Annotated in this window: 13 protein-coding genes; 2 read left to right on the top strand and 11 right to left on the bottom strand. The window is 53.2% G+C overall.

Annotation, left to right across the window (positions count from 1 at the left end; translation table 11 throughout):
- Nucleotides 1–95: 95 nt before the first annotated feature.
- The 3 genes from KDC22_RS12090 to KDC22_RS12080 form a co-directional block, all read right to left on the bottom strand.
- Nucleotides 96–986 (bottom strand): GNAT family N-acetyltransferase, encoded by an 891-nt coding sequence (locus KDC22_RS12090; protein ID WP_211723196.1) that lies wholly within the window; start codon nt 984–986, stop codon nt 96–98.
- 163 nt (nt 987–1,149) lie between these two features.
- The gene (locus KDC22_RS12085; RefSeq protein WP_211723195.1) at nt 1,150–3,174 is read right to left on the bottom strand and encodes a right-handed parallel beta-helix repeat-containing protein; all 2,025 of its coding nucleotides are present in this window, start codon (nt 3,172–3,174) and stop codon (nt 1,150–1,152) included.
- Between the two features lie 194 nt (nt 3,175–3,368).
- Nucleotides 3,369–5,183: a family 43 glycosylhydrolase gene (locus KDC22_RS12080; RefSeq protein WP_211723194.1), complete on the bottom strand. Its 1,815-nt coding sequence runs from the start codon at nt 5,181–5,183 to the stop codon at nt 3,369–3,371.
- A gap of 172 nt (nt 5,184–5,355) precedes the next feature.
- On the opposite strand from KDC22_RS12080, the gene KDC22_RS12075 reads away from it, so the two are divergent.
- The gene (locus KDC22_RS12075) at nt 5,356–6,147 is read left to right on the top strand and encodes a helix-turn-helix transcriptional regulator (protein WP_211723193.1); all 792 of its coding nucleotides are present in this window, start codon (nt 5,356–5,358) and stop codon (nt 6,145–6,147) included.
- Between the two features lie 1,085 nt (nt 6,148–7,232).
- Here the strand turns inward: KDC22_RS12075 and KDC22_RS12070 are convergent.
- Nucleotides 7,233–9,215 (bottom strand): glycoside hydrolase family 31 protein, encoded by a 1,983-nt coding sequence (locus KDC22_RS12070; protein WP_211723192.1) that lies wholly within the window; start codon nt 9,213–9,215, stop codon nt 7,233–7,235.
- 125 nt (nt 9,216–9,340) lie between these two features.
- On the opposite strand from KDC22_RS12070, the gene KDC22_RS12065 reads away from it, so the two are divergent.
- Nucleotides 9,341–10,231 carry an AraC family transcriptional regulator gene (locus tag KDC22_RS12065; protein WP_211723191.1) on the top strand — a complete coding sequence of 297 codons (891 nt, stop codon included), beginning with the start codon at nt 9,341–9,343 and terminating at the stop codon, nt 10,229–10,231.
- Here KDC22_RS12065 and KDC22_RS12060 read toward each other — a convergent pair.
- From KDC22_RS12060 to KDC22_RS12030, 7 genes are all read right to left on the bottom strand, one after another.
- Complete coding sequence (locus KDC22_RS12060) at nt 10,228–11,742, bottom strand: glycoside hydrolase family 43 protein (protein ID WP_211723190.1); 1,515 nt, start codon at nt 11,740–11,742, stop codon at nt 10,228–10,230. The two genes, KDC22_RS12065 and KDC22_RS12060, sit on opposite strands and share 4 nt — an antisense overlap.
- 23 nt (nt 11,743–11,765) lie before the next feature.
- Entirely contained in the window at nt 11,766–13,196 is a 1,431-nt protein-coding gene (locus KDC22_RS12055) for a glycoside hydrolase family 43 protein (RefSeq protein WP_211723189.1), read from the bottom strand.
- Nucleotides 13,197–13,240: 44 nt separating this feature from the next.
- On the bottom strand, nt 13,241–14,260 hold the full coding sequence (locus KDC22_RS12050; RefSeq protein ID WP_211723188.1) for an endo-1,4-beta-xylanase: 1,020 nt from the start codon (nt 14,258–14,260) through the stop codon (nt 13,241–13,243).
- Nucleotides 14,261–14,376: 116 nt separating this feature from the next.
- On the bottom strand, nt 14,377–15,897 hold the full coding sequence (locus KDC22_RS12045) for a response regulator (protein WP_211723187.1): 1,521 nt from the start codon (nt 15,895–15,897) through the stop codon (nt 14,377–14,379).
- The gene (locus tag KDC22_RS12040; protein WP_211723186.1) at nt 15,890–17,698 is read right to left on the bottom strand and encodes a sensor histidine kinase; all 1,809 of its coding nucleotides are present in this window, start codon (nt 17,696–17,698) and stop codon (nt 15,890–15,892) included. The genes KDC22_RS12045 and KDC22_RS12040 overlap by 8 nt, the downstream gene beginning before the upstream one ends.
- Before the next feature lie 22 nt (nt 17,699–17,720).
- Complete coding sequence (locus tag KDC22_RS12035) at nt 17,721–19,253, bottom strand: response regulator transcription factor (RefSeq protein WP_211723185.1); 1,533 nt, start codon at nt 19,251–19,253, stop codon at nt 17,721–17,723.
- Between the two features lie 130 nt (nt 19,254–19,383).
- The gene (locus tag KDC22_RS12030) at nt 19,384–20,295 is read right to left on the bottom strand and encodes a carbohydrate ABC transporter permease (RefSeq protein ID WP_173137563.1); all 912 of its coding nucleotides are present in this window, start codon (nt 20,293–20,295) and stop codon (nt 19,384–19,386) included.
- Between the last annotated feature and the right edge of the window lie 2 nt (nt 20,296–20,297).

The following is a 20,297-nucleotide window of genomic DNA, read 5'->3' as shown; positions in this document are numbered from 1 at the left end:
TGTGGAATCCTGCTGAGGAACCTGTTGCAGAGAAATATAAGAGAAATATATATGTAGGATAAACGGCCTTCTACGTTGGACAGTTCCGACTGTATTTAACCTTCGTATACATATGAATGAATAGGAGTAGCCTCCACCGGCTGCAGGGATTGATATAGAGCATTAGCCTCAGCAGAAAAACCCGTAATAAAAGCAGTTGTCACACCTTGCTCCTTCAGCCGCAAGAAGCAGGCAGTAACAACCGCCTTGCCGAATCCACGTTGCCGGTAATCGGGGTGGGTCCCAATGGTCTCAATGATCGCGATCCGGTTAGAATGATCCACGAACCCGAAACAGAAGGCAATATGACGGCCCATATCATCAACCACAGAGAAATCAAGCTCCGCAAGATAGGACGGTAGATTTTTTCTCCAATACTCTACTTTAACTGGGCTGGAATCAGACGGAGAGAATATCTGTTCAATTAAATCGCCCTTTGATTCTTCGTCTGCACCCTCCGCCATGCACCGGATGTAGAATCCTTCTTCCAGGTTCAATGTGTACTCAGAATGCATAAGATCGTATCTTCTTGTATTCCCGATATGGGAATCCTGCACAAAACCATGGTCTAATAATGCCTGAACCTCCAGACCATAGGGATAACAATCGGTGTTGAGCTTCTTTTTCTCCTTGCCCCATACATTCCGGGTCCATGCAACCATCTCACCCGCCAGATGCGGGTAATCCGGATGAACGATTAAACTAAAGAAACTGCCCCCGGATTCGGAAATGAACAGACCTGTTATCTCACCGGATTCATTCTTCCATAGGTGTGCATTATGCTCCATGAAATTAGGGTCTGCACTTTTGGGAGCTTCGTACCGATTCCAGAACTCAAATCTGACAAATTCCCAAGTTTGAAGCTTACCTGTCAAGGTTACCATTTTTCTTAAAAAGGTACGGACATTGTTGAAACTTTCCGTGGTGTCACTATACTTTTCATTCATTCCTTCTTCTCCATTCATCTCTCATAATTTTACTTCGTTTCTATTATATATGATGCAATTCCTTTTTATAGGTATAGATTTGTTATAACAATTTGTTCTATTGCATTCTGCATAGGACACAGCAAAAAGCCTGTCCCCAGGGACAAGCTTGCAGTAATCTCTGTTACAGCACAATCTTCACCGGACTATTATCCAATAATTCAAACGGTCCGGGAGTCACACGGGTATCCGGGCGCTGCTTACCGAAGAAGTCACGGTCGAAACGGTAAGGGGAGCCATCCGGTTCCTCATAATACATCTCGGCATGGTGGGTTCTGCCCAGCAGATTCGTGGTGACTACTGTAGGCGCTGCTGCACACAGCAACTCAGGATTCACAATGTGCACCTGCACCTTGCCCGAAGCCGGATCAACCTCGATCTCAAGTCCCTTATCGGCATAGACCATGGCATTCGGCTCATGCGTACTCGGTACCGCATCTTTCAAATACAGATTGCCCTGGATCGCTACAGGCAGCGCCATCTGTTCGGGATGGAACGGCTTCCCGGCTTCAACCATCGCCTTAATCTCTTCCTTGGTGTATTCCCACCACTGCTTGTCCAGGGAACCCGGATAATCGTTGTACCCGCCCAGCCCGACAGGATGGAGATAACAGCGGGAATTATCCGGGATACCGTCCATCACCCGTTCACCGTTATCGTTAAGGCTCTTTCTTGAGGCAAGCGGAAGATGCTCGAAGAACGTCATCGGCAGCGGCTCGTTGCCCGGATCGTCATCGCGCAGGAAGATATTGTTGTAATACTTGTCGTCGCCGCCTGTGAAGTTACTGTACCCGGCCACCGCCGTCTCATGGGGCATATGGTACGGAGTATAGCGGGTAAGCTCAGAACGCACCACAAACTTGCCGGCGAACAAATTGTGAACAAACGCCCCGCCTTGGGCCATATTACGGAAGTTCATCGGCGACAGGAACAGGTTGTGATCGACCATATAAGGGCCATGGCAGACCTCCATGAAGAAATCCTCGGACAGACTATCATAAAAAATATTCCGGCTGATACGGGTGCCTTGCGCCTGCCAATCCAGCCATAACGCGCGGTAGCAGCTATAAATGGCGTTCTCACAGATCTGTGTGTCCAGCGCGGCATGAAGCTTGATTCCCCCCACCTCTGCGCCGTGGAATATACGTTTGTGGTGGATGTTATAAATGCGGTTCTGATAGATCCGGCTAAAAGCGGCGCCTAAATGTCCAACGATTCCAGCCTGCTCACAATCGTGAATGACATTGTTGCGGACGATATGACTTCCAATGTTGTCCTTATGCCAATCCTGACGCAGCGCCCGGAAAATAACCTCCTGCTCGCGTTGCGTTCCGCCTTTGCTGCGGCGATCCGACCATTCGTTATGTCCGGTCGATATTTCTTTGCCAAGACTGATCCCTGTGCATTTGGACTCACTGATATGGTTATCTTCAATAATCCAGCCCTTGCTCCAATGAGGACCTATAAGCCCTTCCTGCAACGCCGTTGGCGGTGCCCACTGCGGCGAGGCCTGCCGGAGCGTAAAGCCCCTGACCGTTATGTAGCTGCGGCCGGTCTTCTCAGGCCAGAAGCAATAGGGGCGGACATTAATTTCCACGTTCTCATTGCGGGGATCTCTGCCGCCGAAATTCGCCCAGATTCGGGTGAAGGCAGCATCAGCTTCCGCATACCACTGCAGCAAAGAATCCTCCGCATATTTGGCCTGCGGCCATACCTCGGGATTACGCAGCTTGTCCACGCCATCACATTCATACAGGGATTTGCCGTCAAGGTATACATCTCCCAAATGCGGCTCGAACGCACCTTCAAACAGCCAGTCTCCATATAATTTAACCTTATAAGGGTTGCGGACAGTAAAGAGGGTATTAGGCACCTTCGTGCTCCAGACACCCTCTCCTTCATCTTGCCAGTCGGCCACCGGCTCAGCACCGGTAATCACTACTTCCCCGTCTCCGGCCGATTGGTACACAATCCGCTGTTCCTCCGTGCCTCCATTGGCGGGGCTGACCCATTCCCTGTAGATCCCCGCATGTACTGTAATGATATCTCCCGGCAATGCAAGCGCCGCAGCGCGGGAAATGGAGCGGAAAGGTTGTTCTGCCGTACCCGGCGCCTGATCGCTCCCTTGAATAGCAACATGATATTCCATTACATAAATCCTCCTCTTCCCTACAAGTCATCTGCAAATCATTATACCATTTATAGGAATGGCTTTAGTAGATTGATAGCGTTGTCTGCTCCGTGTTAACGGCAACTCCGAAACAAAGGAACCCCGGCCTATGCGAAGAGTCAAGGGTTCCTGGGTTACAGGGAGACGTTTGTACGGTTAGCCAGACCTGCAGTCTAGCCTACGATTACTTCCATGGATACCTGCTTCAGTTCAGGATTCAGGTCCTTATCCTCTGTGAGATCCAGAACCGGAGCGCCATCAATGTCAAAATGCACCCGGCGCAGGCCGGAGCTTCGCGGTCCGTCGATTTCCGGTCTGGCATGATAGGCATTCCAGATGACTCCATCCTCGTCCGTCACGTAGGAATTATGGCCCGGCCCGTATTCCCCCGGTACACTTCTGGAGGTCAGCAGCGGATAATTGCCTTTGGTCCAGCTCTTGATATCCAGCAGATCCGCCCCCTTATCTGCAGTCAGCAGACCGACTACATAGGTGGCATCCACCGCCGCGCTGGCAAAAGTTACATACAGCTTGTCATCGGTGTACAGTGCGAAGGGACCTTCATCCACGAACGTATGGTTATTGGCCCAGCCGTAATCCGGCCGGGTCAGCAGCACCGGATCACTGGTCAGCTTCCACGGCTCCTGCGGGTCAATCGTGGCAATATAGACCCAGGCTCCCAGATCGACCGGCAGGAATTGACGCTCCGACCATGCGGCATAGAGCTGGCCGTTCCAGCGGATGACCGTCATATCCAGAGAAATCGTTTTGCCCGCCTCGCACAGATAACTGCCGTCCTTCTTCACTACCCGGCAGGGCTTGGACCAGTCCTCAGCACTCATGGGATTCCCGCCCGGGCTCAGCTTCATCACATGCGATTCCTCATGGAAGAACTCGCCGGGTGTTGCGGCATGGAAAATATACAACTCGTCTTCAATGATATGGAATTCGGGCGCCCACAGCAGGCCGCCAATCTCTTCATACGTGGAGGAATCGAGGATCAGGGCTTCCTCGGCTGTCACCAGCCCGGGAATTGTATCGGCTTCCCTCATATACAACGTATGTTCCTTATCCGCATCATTGGTCGCAATGAAATAATATCTTCCCTTCCACCCTACAATGCAGGGGTCCGCACGGTTAAGTGCAATCGGGAATGGAAAGTGATCCTGATGAATCTTCCCGGAGATGCTGTAGGTTCCGGCCTCGTCCCAGTTGATGGCATCCGTATTCCAATGAACTCTTTTGGTAGCCTGCGTACCATCACTGTATAAGGCTGTTGCCCGGACTGCCTCCACTTCCTCCACCGATGCCGCATTCACACGGTCTGGTACTACGATAGCTATGTTCACCGGTACCATAAGCTTGCAGAATAGTCTGCGGCCGGTCTCTGCGGAGACAGAGATCACATTGCGCGGCAGCATCCCTTCGATATCAGCATCCACGGTATCCAGAGTGAACGGCTCTGCTTCCTGCGGTGCCGAGACATTCCGGAGACTCATCACATCAGCGATGAAATTCTCATACCCCTTACCCTGTTCATCTATCCATTGGATCAGGTAACCGCTTCGCTGCGGGTCATAGGTGCAGGAGACATCGCTTACAACGGTATCCGACTTAAGCTCAAGCAGTCCAACCTCGCTGTATTGCAGCAGATCCGCAGAGGAAAATAGCAGCACCTTCCCCTTGCTCTGTTCGTCGGCTTCGCCGTCTGCCTCCGTACGAACAGCAATTACGCCGTAATTCCCGTCAGCCAAATGGAATAGATACGGATTCTTCAGGCTTTTGGCCCGGAGTGTGCCATCTTCATTCTCTGTTGCCTTGGCGAACAGAACACCCGAATTATGATTCAATGCCTGATAATGCAGCCCATCCTCGCTGTAGGCCAAGTGCATACTGTAGGCAAGCTTCGTGGAGTAGACTATATCCTCCTGCGGCAGCCTTGTATAGCAAAGGATCTGTTTCCGATCTTCGTTTGGTTGTGGTATCATTAATCAATAACCTTCCTTCATATTGATAATTTCTAATAACCAGAAATGTAATACTGACCGTCTTAATTCAGTTACACCCGTAATATACACTATAAATTATAGAGATTCTCCGGGATTCTAACAATGATATTTACTGTCCATTAATTGATCTATCCGAAGAAAGGGGAGGCCAATGCCCTCTATACACTACGTTGAATACGACGCTGCACATCAGCATGATTTCGTGTACAGCATACCGGAAGGGCTGGATGCCTGGCTTCTTCTCCTGACACAGACTCCGGCGCTGTTCGAAGTGAATGGAGAACTTAAGGAGTATCCTGCTCACTCTGCTGTTCTGTACCCGCCTAAGCACAACATCTATTACCGCGCCTGCTCCCGGAATTATGTGAATGACTGGGTGCGTTTCGATGCGGATGAATCTTATATTACAGAGACCGTCTTACCGATCGGTACTCCATTCTCGCTGCCGGACCCCGGCTATTGCCACCAGCTGTTTCAACTGCTGACGCTGGAGAACTCCTTCCAGAACGATTACCGTGAGCTATCCATTGACTACCTGTTCCGGCTCTTGTTCAATAAGCTGTCCGAGGCGTCCCAGGACAAGCTGACTCCGCAATACTATAATCTTCTGGAGCTGCGCAAGACGCTCTACAGCAACCCCGGCCACCCTTGGACAGTGTCCTCTATGGCTGCGCATCTGCATATCAGCACCGGCTACCTGCAGACCATCTACAAATCCACCTTCGGGATCTCCTGCATGGAGGATGTCATTCATTGCCGGATTCGGCTTGCCAAGGAGCGGCTCGGCTATGGCCAGCACAAAATCGCCGAGATCGCCGCACTCTGCGGCTATGCGAATGTCGAGCACTTCTGCCGCCAGTTCCGGCAGCTTACCGGCTTCTCCCCCCGGGCCTACCGCGAGAAGCTGGCTTCCAAAGAGCCGCTGAGCCGGGAGGAGGACTAGGTTTCTTCACTGCAGGAGATCTGCGTTGCTCCATGGGAAGGGATCTAGGTTGCTCCACCGCAGGAGAACTGCGTTGCTCCATGGGAGGGAAATGGGTTTCGCCCGGGAGGAGAACTAGGCTGCTCCCTAGATGGGTGGAGGCTGAGCAGACAGACCGTTACTCCAACTGTACGCAAATTCATAAGTTACTCTAACTCTAGACGAATTCATACCATAATTAGATTGGGTTAGTTGGGTTAGTTCACCGTTCCCGGAATACATTAGCTGTCAGACTATCCACGGGGAACATCCTGGGGAGCATCCTGGGGAGTATCCACCCAGCATTATTAATTGGATAAACGTATCCTAATTTGGATGTTCCGCAGCATTTGGAGGAATTAATTGGATAAATGTCATTTAATTTCACGCATTTCTCAACTCCGGCAGATTTATAGCAAATTAAGTGCTGTTTATCCATCTGCTATCCGGCAAAGGCTCCTCCGTTCCTCAGCAAGTGGAGAATTTCCAACTATTTCCGTCAAAGGCGCAGGCAAAACCCATGTCAAGGCTATACCCTGCTTCTTTAGCCGCAATAGTGTCCTATTCCATAACAAAATCACCCTGCGGGTAAATAACTCTCTACTTCGCACCAGCCCATTGCGATTGTGTTCAGTTTTCTGTGGAAATACGTCCGGCAATGCGATAAACGCACGGCCTACGCGGCACTCGCAACGTCCAATGTGTTCGGTTTTTCGCTTACATCCGGCCCACACGCACTCGCAACGCCCAATGTGTTCGGTTTTTCGCTTACATCCGGCCCACGCACACTCGCGCCGCCCAATGTGTTCAGTTTTTCGCATACATTCAGCCCACAAACTCTAGCGCCGCCCAATATGTTCGGTTTTTCGCCTACATTCGGCCCACACGCACTCGCAACGTCCAATGTGTTCGGTTTTTCGATTACATTCGGCCTACGAGGCGCTCACAGCCCAATTGTGTTCGGTTTTTCGATTACATTTAGCCCACATAACAGAGCAGCGACCCTCCTATACCAGGAGAATCGCTGTTCTGTTTAAATTATACAGTTTGAGCCTGTGAAGAGTTACTTACTCTCCAGCCGCACCCAGCACCGGCAGCGCTGCATCATCACGCACAAACAGCGGAATCTGCTCCAGCGGCGCATCGGTCATGACGGCCTGTCCCCCGGCAAAGGTCTCCCCGCTGTAGACATGGGTCCAGCTTGCGCCGGACGGCAGGTACACCTTGCGCGCTCGTTCACCCTCGCTCAGCACCGGGGCAACCAGCAGATCAGGACCGAACATATACTGGTCTTCGACATCCCAGGCTGCCGGGTCCTGAGGGAAATCATAGAACAATGGACGCATAGGCGGCGTCCCCTTCTCATGGGCTGCTTCCATGAGCCCCCGGATATAAGGCTTCAGCCGCTCTCTCATCTGCATGAATTCCTTGAAGATGGCATAGGCCTCTTCCCCGTAGCTCCATACTTCATTATCCGAGCCGCTGCCGCACACGCCTCCGCCCCGCGTTCCGGTTGGCGGAACAAAAGGCTGACGGTCCCCATGCAGCCGGAAGACCGGAGAGAACGCGCCATACTGGAACCAGCGGACCATCAGCTCACGGAACGAAGCATCTGCCGGATTGCCGCCGTGGAAGCCGCCGATGTCCGTGGTCCACCAGGGAATGCCGGCCACGGCCATGTTCAGACCGGCCCTCACCTGAATCGCCAGAACCTTGAAGCTGGAGTGGATATCTCCCGACCATACGAGCGCGCCGTAGCGCTGGCTGCCTGCCCAGGCGGTACGCACCAGATTGATGATATTCTCCTGTCCCTCAGCGGCCATTCCGTCATAGAAGGTCTGGCTGTATTTGACCGGATAGAGATTGCCGATCTGCTTGCTGGAGCCGATATGATAACGGTAAATATCATGGTCATAGACAGTCAGCTCCGGCTCCGCCTCATCCAGCCAGAAGACCTTGATGCCTTTGTCATAATAATTCTGCTTGATCAGTCCCCACAGGAATTGGCGGGCTTCCGGATGGGTCGCATCAAAGATGGCATTCTGGCCCAAAAACTGAAATTGCGTCCGTACCCCGCGGTCCGAACGGAGCAAATACCCTTTCTCCAGCATCTCCTGATAATTCTCGCTCTCGGTCTGCACTGTCGGCCATACCGAGACCATCAGCTCAATGCCCATCTCCTGCAGCTCCTGCACCATCGCCTCGGGATCAGGCCAATAGTCGGGATCGAATCTCCAGTCCCCCTGATTCGTCCAGTGGAAGAAATCAATGACGATAACGTCAATCGGCAGATTCCGCCGTTTATGCTCTCTGGCTACCTCCAGCAATTCCTCCTGTGTGCGGTAGCGGAGCTTGCATTGCCAGAAGCCCATGCCGTAATCCGGCATCATCGGAACTTTTCCTGTTGCCTTGGCGTAAGCCTCCTCGATCTCGGCAGGCGTATCACCGGCAGTGATCCAATAATCCAGTTGTTTGGACGACGGGGCTGTCCATTCTGTAACATTCAGACTGAAATGCGCCTGCCCGATGGCCGGATTATGCCATAGGAACCCGTAACCGGCACTTGACAGCACAAACGGAATACTGATCTGGCTGTTGCGGTGAGTCAGCTCCAGCGAGCAGCCCTTCAGATTCAAGAAGGAATGCTGGTATTGGCCCATGCCGTACAGCTTCTCTGACGGGTCCGCTTCTAGCCGGAGCTTCACCGAGAAATCGCTGCTGCCGGGAACGGCCGCAAGCTCTCTGCCTCCATATTTTAACTGGTACGTATCTTCCGTTTCGTTAAGCAACAGCTTGCCATGCTGGTTGTAGAAGAAGATCTGGCCCTTGCCTGTCATCTCCGCCCGGATATTTCCGTTCACGATAGTCGAACGTTCCTTGGTAATGGTGATCTTGCTTGAGGTCTGCTCTGCCGGCAGAAGCGCCCACTGCTCATCGGTGATCTCTGAATAGGAGGCCCGGATACGCAGCGAATGCTCTCCCCAAGGCTCTATCCAGACTCTCTCATGGTCATATTCTCTGATCAGTCTGCCATTCTCTTCACGAAACATAGCGCGATCCCTCCAACAGTTCTATAATAAGGTTGCAACCACAGTATAAAGAGTGCGAACCCGCGATACTACGCATGAAAGTACGCATCTATCATACGATATTACGTTTTTGTGGAGGGATTAGGATGAGTGGAGCTTTCGAGGACAAGCCTTATCCATGGCAAAAAGAGCACACGGAGATTCCCGAGGGCCTGTTTCCCATCAATGTATTTCATATCTGCTTCCCGGACCGCAGCATTATTCCGCCTCATTGGCATGACCATCTCGAATGGATTCTCATCACCAAGGGCAGCTTCCGGGTGCAGGTCGGCCCTAGCTCCAGAGAACTGATGGAGGGGGAGCTGGCCTTCGTCAGCCGGCCCCAGATCCATGCGGCCTATCCTACAGAAGAGGGCAGTGAGCTGTATGCGGTCGTCTATAACGAAGCTCTGCTGAACGGGATGAGAGATCTTACCGAGCTTCAGCACATCCGGCCGCTGCTCTCCGGCGAGATCCGGCTGCCCGCCTTCTATGGTGCGGACCAGCCGGTTACCCGGCGGATCAGAGCCTGTATAGAACAGATCGTGTACAGCTATCAGAACAAAAGCCCCGGTTATGAATTATGTATCAAAGGCGGGTTGTTCTCTTCCCTGGGTCTTGCTTATCCCCTGGCAGAGTTCAAAGCACCGCCTTCCAAAAAAGACCGTCAGGAGACAGGTATCCAGCCCTTGCTGATTCATCTCAGCAACCATTTCCATGAACCGCTGACGGTGGAGGAAGCCGCCCGGATCTGCTGCGTGACCCCCAACTATTTCTGTCACCTATTCAAGAAAAACACCGGAAAAACCCTGATTGAATATGTGAACATGCTGCGGGTGCACGAAGCCTGCCGGCTGCTTCAGCTTCGCCAGTATCCGATACAGGAGGTGGCCTTCCGGGTCGGATTCTCCAACCTGACGTATTTCGGACGAATATTCAAACAGAATACGTCCATGACTCCAAGCGTGTATGCTACCCGGTTCAAGACCCGGGCTTAGCCCTGCCTGCGGTAATGGAAATAATCGAAATCGGCATAACCGCCGGAGGAGACGGTTGCATAATTGAACAAGCCAATCCGGTAGCCCATGAAATGATCCAGCGTATATTTCATATGCAGCGTCCCGCCAATAGGCTTCCAGACCGCCCCGTCTGCCGAATAGAAGAAATGGGCCTGGTCCACGCTATCCTCGAAATTGAAGTCGATTCTGAGATACAGCCTGTTGCCAGTGAACGGAATACTCTCCACCGTCTGCGGGCAGCCGTCACCGCTGTTGACGCACATGCTCAGGTTGAACCCTCCCTGTTCCAAAGCGGCAGCCTCGACCGTCCCATATCCGTTCTGCAGGGCAACCATCCCTGCCCTGTCGCCGGTCTGCATCCCTGAGAGATCCAGCAGGGTCTCCGCGCTGCACGCCGGACCCTCCGTCCGCTGGGTCAGCGTATTGCGCGCCCGCAGGATACTGTCTGCTGTGCGTCCGGTGCGCAGCCGCAGATAACCCGGCCGCTCGGTGAGCGACCATAGCCCGTTGTCGGGATTATGGTTCCACTGCCAGTTCAGCGCCAGCCGGCCGCTGGGAGAATCGAACTCATCGCTGATTACCAGCGGCTTCGGCTCTCCCGCAGGAAGCTTCGTCTGGAACCTTTTAGGCGCTGCACCGTTCTCCCCGATTACCGGCCAATCCTGCTCCCAGCTTACGGGAAGAACGCAGGGAATCCGTCCGACAGCCCCATGATCCTGGAACAGCACCGCGTACCAGTCGCCGTCCGGTGTATCAACAATGCCGCCTTGCGCGACTCCGTTATTCTGGTAGCCCAGATCATCATCCAGAACCACCTTCCACTCGTAAGGACCCAGCAGCTCCCGGGAACGGTAGCATAGCTGGCGTCTGCGCTGGTTGCCGGTTCTCGGCCATTCAATGAAGAACAGATAATAATAGCCGTTCCGCTTGTGCGCATGACAGCCTTCAATCCGCAGACCGATGTCTTCCCGTTCGCCTTCCAGCAGCAGCTGATCCGTTCCGCCGGGCTTCACAGCCGTCAGATCCGCTGTCAGCTCCTTAATCCGGATGTCCCCGTTGCCATAGATCACATAATTGCGGTTATCTTCGTCCAGCAGCAGAGCCGGGTCATGGTGGAGTCCCGGAATAACCGAACGCTCCCATGGCCCATGCTCAATATCTCCGGTCCGGTAGATATAGAACTGGTCCATATCATTGGAGGAGAAGCATACATAGTAGACTCCATCCTTATAGCGGAGCGAAGCCGCCCAGGAGCCGCTGCCGTATATCCCCCGGCCGTCTTCCAGCCGGTGGGCCTCATGATCCTCGAAGGTGTCATAGACATAATTCACGATTTCCCAGTCGTACAGATTCTCCGACTTCATAATCGGACAGCCCGGCATGGAATGCATGCTGGTGCTGACCATATAGAACACAGGGCCGACCCGGATGACATCCACATCCGGGACATCTGCCCACATCACAGGATTGGTAATGATAGCGGTATTCAATGCCTTGGCCTCCTTGAGGTTGGTTATGCTTCTGCTGTGAATTGCCAAGCTGCCAGCTTGAACAAGCCCTTGCCGTCCGCGCCCGTGAATACCAGATAGAGTGTATGCACTCCTACGGCTCCATGAACCTCCGTCTTCAATTCTGTCCATTCTGCCCCGTTCGCGGCAGGCACGGACAGCTTGCCGGCAAGCGGGCCAGCCGGGTCATCGAGATGCAGCTCCAGTACACCGCCGGCTTCAAGTCCCAGAACCGAAGCCTGGAACGTCTCTGCTCCCCGGCTTCCGAAGTCCACTCCGGATAATCCGATCCAGCCGCCATTCTCTATATCCGTTACGATCTGCTCTCCTCCGGCAGTGAGGAATGTGGACTTCACCCCTGCGCTCCAGCCCATCGTTGCCGCCGGAATACGTTCATACGGGTTCAGTGTGCCAAGCTGCTGCACGCCCTCATAGTCCGCGTGAATCTCCTGAATGGAACCGTCCTCATGATGAGTCAGCCGGTTAAGATGCGTGGAGCGGTAGCCGTTGGCAATCCCTTGGGCCTTGGACAAGGTCTGGGCGTGGTAAGCAATATACCAGCTGTCATGAAATTCAAACACCGCATGGTGGTTGTTCCCGGAGACTCCGAAGAAATGCCCCGGATTCTTCAGGATCGTCCACTGATAAGTCCAGGGACCCATGGGACTGTCGCTCGTCATATAGGCGATCTCTCCCGCCGGAGGGCTGCCCTCCGGGCGTTCCCCGTCATAGAAGTTCGAGCAGTAGGTATAGTAGTAGACACCGTTCCACTTATGAATCCCGGCATCCTCGAACATGAACGGGGCTGGAATTACTTCAGCAGTACCCACTACGCTGGTCATATCCTCACCCAGCCTCATCACCCGGGCGGTGCCCGGCTCTGCGAACTGCCCTTCCGGGACACCGCCTCCGAAGTAAATATAGCCCTTGCCGTCGTCATCGACCAGAACGGCCGGGTCGAACAGCCAGGTCACATCCTCCACCCCAGGCGTGGAGCGCAGAATCAGCGCTTCCCCGATAGGGTCAACCCATGGCCCCACCGGACTGTCACTGGAGAGAACCCCAATCCCGCTGGCATTATTGGCGAAGTACAGGAAGAACTGGTCCTTGCCGCCAATCACCTTATGAACCGCTGCCGGTGCCCAGGACTGGGTAGCCCACTTCGCGGCGCCTTCCGGTCCAGCCACGGCAATCGCGCCATGATCGGTCCAGTTGACCAGGTCGGCGGAGGAGATGACGGTAATAGTATTGATGCTGCTGTAAGAATTCTCTTTCACCACGCCGCTCTCATCATACTCCAGCGCGTCGTTGGTCATATACAGGTAGACTCTGTCCCCGAAGACCAGGGCATAAGGGTCGGCTCCGTATCTGTGTGCTACCAGCGGATTGCCGCTTGGCGGTACCTTGCCTGTAGCCTGCTTCAATTGAGTTGTCATTTGATTCCCTCCAGATATAATAAGGTGTCCAGCTTACAATAATATTAGGATTGCGTTGCCGTCAGACCGGCCAGCCGTGTGAATGAAGCCTTGGGCTGCTTCTGCTCGTCGAACAGGAACGGCCAGTTCTTGCGTCCGCGGACCGGGAAGCCGTCCAGCCAGGTATAATCATCGGCCACACCCCAGAAGGTCACCGAATCAATAGAATCTTTGAATTCCAGCAGAAGGGCGAAGATCTCCGCATAACGCTCCTCCTGGAGCTTCAGCATCTCAGCTGTTGGCGCTTTCAAATCCGTGCGTTTGTCGTCATGACGGAACACGGAGAGATCCAGCTCGGTAATGTGAATCTTCAGCCCGAGCGATGCATACAGCTTAAGCGCATTGCGGATTTCCTCAATGGAAGGGCCGTAGATATTCCAATGTCCCTGCATTCCAATCCCGTGAATCGGCGTATTCTGATCGAGCAGGCTGCGGACCAGCTTGTGGATTTTGACACTTTTGACAGGATCGGTCTCATTATAGTCGTTGTAGAACAGAAGCGCGTCAGGGTCCGCCTGATGTGCCATCTCAAAAGCCTGGTGGAGATAATCCTCGCCGATCATCTCCAGCCAGCGGGTCTCCCGCAGATATTGATCGGATTTATCCTCAATCGCTTCATTCACCACATCCCAGGCGTAGGCCCGTCCCCGGTAACGTCCCACTACCGTATTGATGTGAGTCTGCAGGCGGGCCAGTAATTCCTCCCGGCTGCAAGGGCCGCCCTCTGCATTCCGGAACATCCAGTCCCCTGTCTGATTATGCCATAGAAGTGTATGTCCCCGGACGCCGATTCCATGTGCCTCTGCGAATTCAAAGATACGGTCCGCAGCATCGAAGGTATAGCTCCCTTCCTCCGGCTGAACCTCTACCGGCTTCATTTCATTCTCGGCAGTAATGCTGTTGTAATGCTTGGCAATGAATGAACCCTGAGCAGATATAATGCCAGTACTGACGGCAGCCCCTATCTTGAAGGCATCCCGGAACATTTCATGTAATGCAGGAATTTCGCTGCTGGCTTGCTTCATCTTTTCTAACCTCCATTGAATAGCTATTTTTGGACAGCTATCTCTATCATAACGTATTTGAATGCGTTTACCATCACCATAGTAAAGACTTGGACCCTAATAAATAAATGGATACCCTAGCCTTGTTCAGATTGGGCCTGTTCCCGGAATGCCACCGGCTTAAGTGCCGTCCGCTTCTCGAACTCTCTCAGGAAATGATGATAGTGCACATACCCCACACTCTCCACAATACTTCTGACGGTGTCGTGAGTTTCAATTAAACGCTTCTTGGCTGCTTCAATACGCAGATTGTGAATGTACTCCAGAATGCTGATCCCGTGCTTTTTGATGAAGGCCTGACCCAGGTACACCGGATTGATATAGAAATGCTCGGCAACCTCTTTGACAGTCAAATGCCTGGAATAATGATCCCTCAAGAAGCATTCTACGCGGATAAGCGGATGCTCGGAATTACGTTCCTTGTGCTGCCGGATAGAATTCATACAGGTTATAAGTGCGCTCTGCAGGGTGGCCTGCAGGGCTTCCAGCGATTTGGGCTCCGTTCGAAAAAAATCCAGCGAGCCGATCCACGGATCATCCGCTCCGCCGAATTCCTTCAGCAGCTCCATGCTTCTCAGCATGATATCCATGCTCGTCATCTGCACGACTCCCGGATCTGTCCGGTTCTCCTTGAACATGCTGAACATCTCGTTCAGCTTCTCCAGAACCTTCTGCTCATTCAGCCGTTCCACAGCGCTGATCATTTCCTCAATCAACTCCGTGGCCGGGAGATTGTAATTCACCTGACCCTCGCCTTCAATTGCCGCATCCAGCGGACCGTAGCCGCCCGAATAGAAATAATGGCGGGCCGCAGCTCCTGCCGCTTCCCTGTAGGAGACAGGCAGCTCGCGCAGGGACCGCACACTTGGCCCGATGCTGACGGAGCCCTTCACACCGCTGGTGGTCAGCCCGGCATATAGCTGCTCCGCCAGCCCGGCCGCCCCGGCCGAGCTCTCCACCACCAGTCCGGCCTGGTCGCCGGGCAGGTCAATGAACAGGGCACCTGCCGGTCCGGCCAGCTCCCGGCACAGCTCTGCGATAGTGCTGCTATGGCCCTCCACATGCAGATACGTCCAGCCCGTGACGGTCTCATCCAGACGGTCCATCTGCTCGGCCGCCTCCTCTTCAGGCTCGGCCCAGTGACCCTCAAGCATGCGCGCAATCGCCAGCGGCAGCAGCCGGCTCTCCAGCATACTCTGCTGCATCCTCTGCTTAACGCGCAGCTCCAGCTCATCCGTAATGTCTGTAAGTATTTTGTCCCACTCAGCCTCAACGACCGGCTTCAGCAGATAGTGCCTTACCCCGTAACGAATGGCCGTTCTGGCATATTCAAATTCACCGTAGCCGCTGAGCACGATGAAGATCGGCTGCTCCATCTGCAGGCTGCGCACGCGCCCTATCAGCTCCAGCCCGTCAATCTCGGGCATACGGATATCCGTAATAACCAGATCCGGCGAGTTGTGAATAATCGCAGCCAGCGCTTCTTCCCCATTCTCACAGGCTCCGCAGATTTCGAAGCCCAGCTCCTCCCAATCCGTCTGCGTCCGTAATCCTTCTAATGCAATGGTTTCATCATCGGCAAGCACCACTTTATACATGAGATCCCTCCCCTATTGGAACCAGGCTCAAGTCCTCAGGAATCCGGATGGTAATGACCGTCTGTTCATATTCGGTGCTCTCAATGTTGAACACGGCTCTGCCGTCAAAGTACAGCATCAAACGTTTATACACATTGCGAAGCCCGACATTGTGCCCGGAATCCTGCTCCGTCTCCAGATGGGACCTGATCCATTCCAGCTTCTCCTTCTCGATTCCCTTGCCATTGTCCGTCACTACGATCACGAGACCTGCATCATCCCTCGCAGCGGACACATGAATTTCCCTTGCCCATTTGACCGACTGCAGGCCATGCTTGCAGGAATTCTCCACCAGTGCCTGTATACTCATCTTGGGAATCCGGCAGTTCAGCACCTCCGGCTCAATATCCAGCACATAAGAGAACCTGTTCTGGAAGCGGAACTTCTCAATCTGCAGATACATCTCGATAAAAGAGACTTCTTCCTCGACAGTAATAAGGTCATCCTTCCAGCTTAGCAGCCTGCGCATAATCAGCGCCAGATTGCGGATGACATCCGTCACTTGCTCATACTTATATTTCTTGCAAATGACCAATATGGCATTCAGCGTATTGAAGAGGAAATGAGGGTCTACCTGGCTCTCCAGATATTTCAGCTCCGCCCGTACCCGTTCAAGCTCCAGATCCTTCTTCTGAATCTCCAGCTTATAGACATCATTGATCAGATTGCGGATTTTCCCGGTCATGAGATTGAAGCTGCGAATCAGTCCGCCGATCTCATCCTTACCCTCATACATATCAATGCTCTCGAACTGTTCGTATTTGACCAGCTTCATGTGCTTGTACAGCAGTCTGACCCGCAGATTATAGGACCTTATAATTACAATCATGAGCAGGGTAGGGAGGATGATGGTCAAAAGGGCAAGAATGAGCGACAGCCGGAGTGCCCGGCTCATCTCGGAATTGGGCTCACGGCCTTCCGGCGTGCCGACCAGCCGCCAGCCCTTGGTATAGGCTGCACTGCTGAGCGTACGGACAATCTGCTTGGATGGCTGATCCAGACTCATGTCAGCATTCAGCAGGGCATTGGCATCCATTGAGTAGAAGGAACGACCCGAGGCCAGCACGATCCGGTTCTTCTCATCCAGCAGCTTGAAGTCCAGATAATCACGCTCCTTCTGGAACAGCTCCTGCACACTGTTCAGCCGCAGATCAATCCGCAAATACTTATCATAGGGCTGGCCCGTAAAGTTATCCAGCTTGCGGATCAGGCTGACGAACACCTCCTGCTGCGGCGGATTCAGCGGATTGGTTCCCTGATAAGAGGTCAGCAGTACCTTGTCTGCGCTGCCGGCGATCCGGCGGTACCATTCACTCTGCTTATCCTTATCCGACAGAATGAAATAGCTGCTGCCATTCTGGATCGTCGGATTGGACGTATAGACGCCCATCCAGTGAATATAGGAGTGCAGATTGCTGTACTGCAGCAGCTTGTCCTTGAGAAAATCGTTATAGGCATCATAATACGCCTCATTATCCGGGTAGGCGTAATCCATCATCTCCATATAGGGGCGGTCGGCGGCCACCGTATTGCTGATCGCCACACATTCATTCACGATCTGCATCAGATCATAGACCACCCGGTCTACCGAAATCCCCAGATTCTCCCGCTCCCGTACTTCCACGTTGCGGCTGATCTGTACATAAAAAAGGGCGTTGATACTAAGTATGGGGACGAGAACACACAGTAAGTAGATAAACAAAAACTTGTATTTGAGCGGAATATCATTGATGAAGGCAGACGGCTTCCGTGTATGCTTCATGCAAGTCCCCTCCTCCCCTGATTTAGCTCTTCTTGTATACGGAAGGCGTAACGCCGTTAAGCGCCTTGAACTTGGCAGCGAACACATCCGCGTCCGAATAGCCCACTCTGCTTGAAATATCGGTAATCCCCATATCGGTCCGGCGCAGCAGCTTCTTGGCTTCTTCAATGCGGAATTCATGGAGATAGTCGTTAAAAGAGCTGCCGTAGTGCTTCTTGAACCGTTGTCCCAGGTAAGCGGAATTCACATGCAGATGCTTCGCAATATCCTGCAGCTTCAGCTTCTCCTGATAATGTCCGCGGACATACTCTATCGCAGCGGACACCATCTGATCCTCCTGCCTGCCTTCAGCCGCAGCAGCGAACCACTGCGCAGCCTCGCTCAGCTCCTCCTCCGTCTGCCGCTCCAGCAGGGGCAGACAGCTCGCTGTATACCGGGACGGGAACCATTTCTTCACCCACTCGCCATAGTCTCCCCCTCTGGCGGTAATTTCACGAAGCAGCTCTGCTTTGATATTGGCCAGAAAGGCATCAATCCAGGAGCTTGAAGCAGCCTCTGCCGAGAAAATCCTGAACACACCGCCAAGCTGCTCACTCAGGTGCTCAAGCTTCCCTTCAGTGACGGATTGCAGCAGCGATCTTCTCAGCTCTGCCGGAAGCAGCGCCAGCTGAGTCTTGTCCTGTCTCCCGGAGACATCGGTTGTCTCGCCGCCGGAAGTCTCCGGCCTGCATAATTCAGCAGCCAGCGCTTCCTGGTAAGCCGTGTTCAGCGCTTCCGGTCCTTGATGCTGACGGCTTACCGTGAAGCAGACGGGAGTGCTGTACAACGGCCGTATCTCATCCATCCAGCTTGCGAGCATATCCGGGTCAAGCGCCGGTCCTGCCTGCGGGGATACGAGCAAATAGCCATGCTTCCCGCTTCCAGCCGTGAACGGATAGACCATCAGGCCGCGCAGCGGCTCCTTCCCGTGCATGGCGGTAACCTGCTCACGCAGGTGAAGGCTGTCCGGCGCTGCTCCATGGACCAGTATACAGGATATCCGCGAGACGGGGGAGATTCCAAGACTCTTCAGCCCCTCCTCCCGCTCCTCATCCGTGTTCTCCCGCATCAGGAGCCGGGATACGAGATCCGCCTGCATCAGCGCCGACAGCGCTTCGCGCCGCGAAGACACCTTGCGCTCCATATGGATCTGGCCCGTTACCATCTGCAGCGCCTCCGTCAGCTCCTGCTCATCCAGCGGTTTGGTCAAATAGTTGGATACTCCGTATTTAAGCGCCCGCTTGGCATATTCAAAGTCGGCATAGCCACTGAAAATAATAAACTTGGGCCGGTAATCGCTTTCAGAAGCTCTCCTGATCAGTTCAAGGCCGTCGATGACTGGCATACGCACATCGGTTATCACCAGATCAGGACGGGTGCTGTGAATCAGCTCCAGCGCATCCTCCCCGTCCAGAGCTTCCCCGCACACCTCAAAGTTTAATTTCTCCCAGTCTACCAGGAAGCGCAGCCCTTCCAGCATAAGCGGCTCATCATCGGCAAACAGTACCTTAAGCATTGGATCACCCTCTTAGTTTAAGTATTTTGAGTTCTGCAACGCCCACCAGTATGGAACAGGAGAAACCGCTTCGGCTGCACCCGAAACGGTTATAGTATCCATATTTACCTTATATAATTCTATATGACAATTATTCTTTCACACTTCCCAGGTTCAATCCTACCACGAAATACTTCTGCAAGAAAGGGTAGACGAACAGAATCGGAACAGCGGTCACGATCGTAATCGCGGAACGCATGGAAGCCGGAGTCACCAGCGACTGTACCTGATTGTTCTGACCTCCTGCAAGCATCGAAGGATCATTGTTCGCACTCATGATCGAGCCCAGCATCTTCATCATTTCATATTGCAGGGTGCTCAGCTTGATATCCGAAGAAGCATAGAGGAACGTGTCAAACCAGGAGTTCCACGAGCCCACGGCGATGAACAAAGCAACCGTTGCCAGTACCGGCGTACACAGCGGGAAGATGATTTTCCAGAAAATCCGGAATTCCCCCGCCCCGTCAATCTTCGCCGATTCAGTCAGACTGAACGGAAGACCGCGGATATACGTCCGCATGATAATCAGGTTGAACGCGCTGACCAGACTCGGAAGGATATAGACCATGAAGTTATGCAGCAGACCCATATTCTTGATCAGGAAGTAGTTCGGAATCAGCCCGGCATTGAAATACATGGTCAGGATGAACAGCAGGCCGATCTTTTTGCGGAAAATATATTGCGGCTGCGCCAGTGCATACGCAAGCATCGTCGTAAGGAATACACCGAACACCGTTGAGATTATAGTACGGGATACCGAGATAAACGCGGCATGATAGATCGTTCCGGATATAAAGACCGCCCGGTAATTCTCCAGCGTCCATTCGCGGGGCCAGAGATAGATTCCGCCTGCAAGCGTGTCACTGCCGTCATTGAAGGATACCGCCAGCGTCTGGAGGAACGGATAGAGCGTGACAGTAACCACAAAGAGCATAAATATCGTGTTGAATGTATGAAAAACAACCGGCTCAATCCGGCCTGAACCTTTGGTCACAGCTTTCATAT

The sequence above is a fragment of the Paenibacillus tritici genome (assembly GCF_018207515.1).
Classification (GTDB): Bacteria; Bacillota; Bacilli; order Paenibacillales; family Paenibacillaceae; genus Paenibacillus_AQ; species Paenibacillus_AQ tritici.
This window is presented reverse-complemented; position numbering and strand designations above follow the sequence as displayed.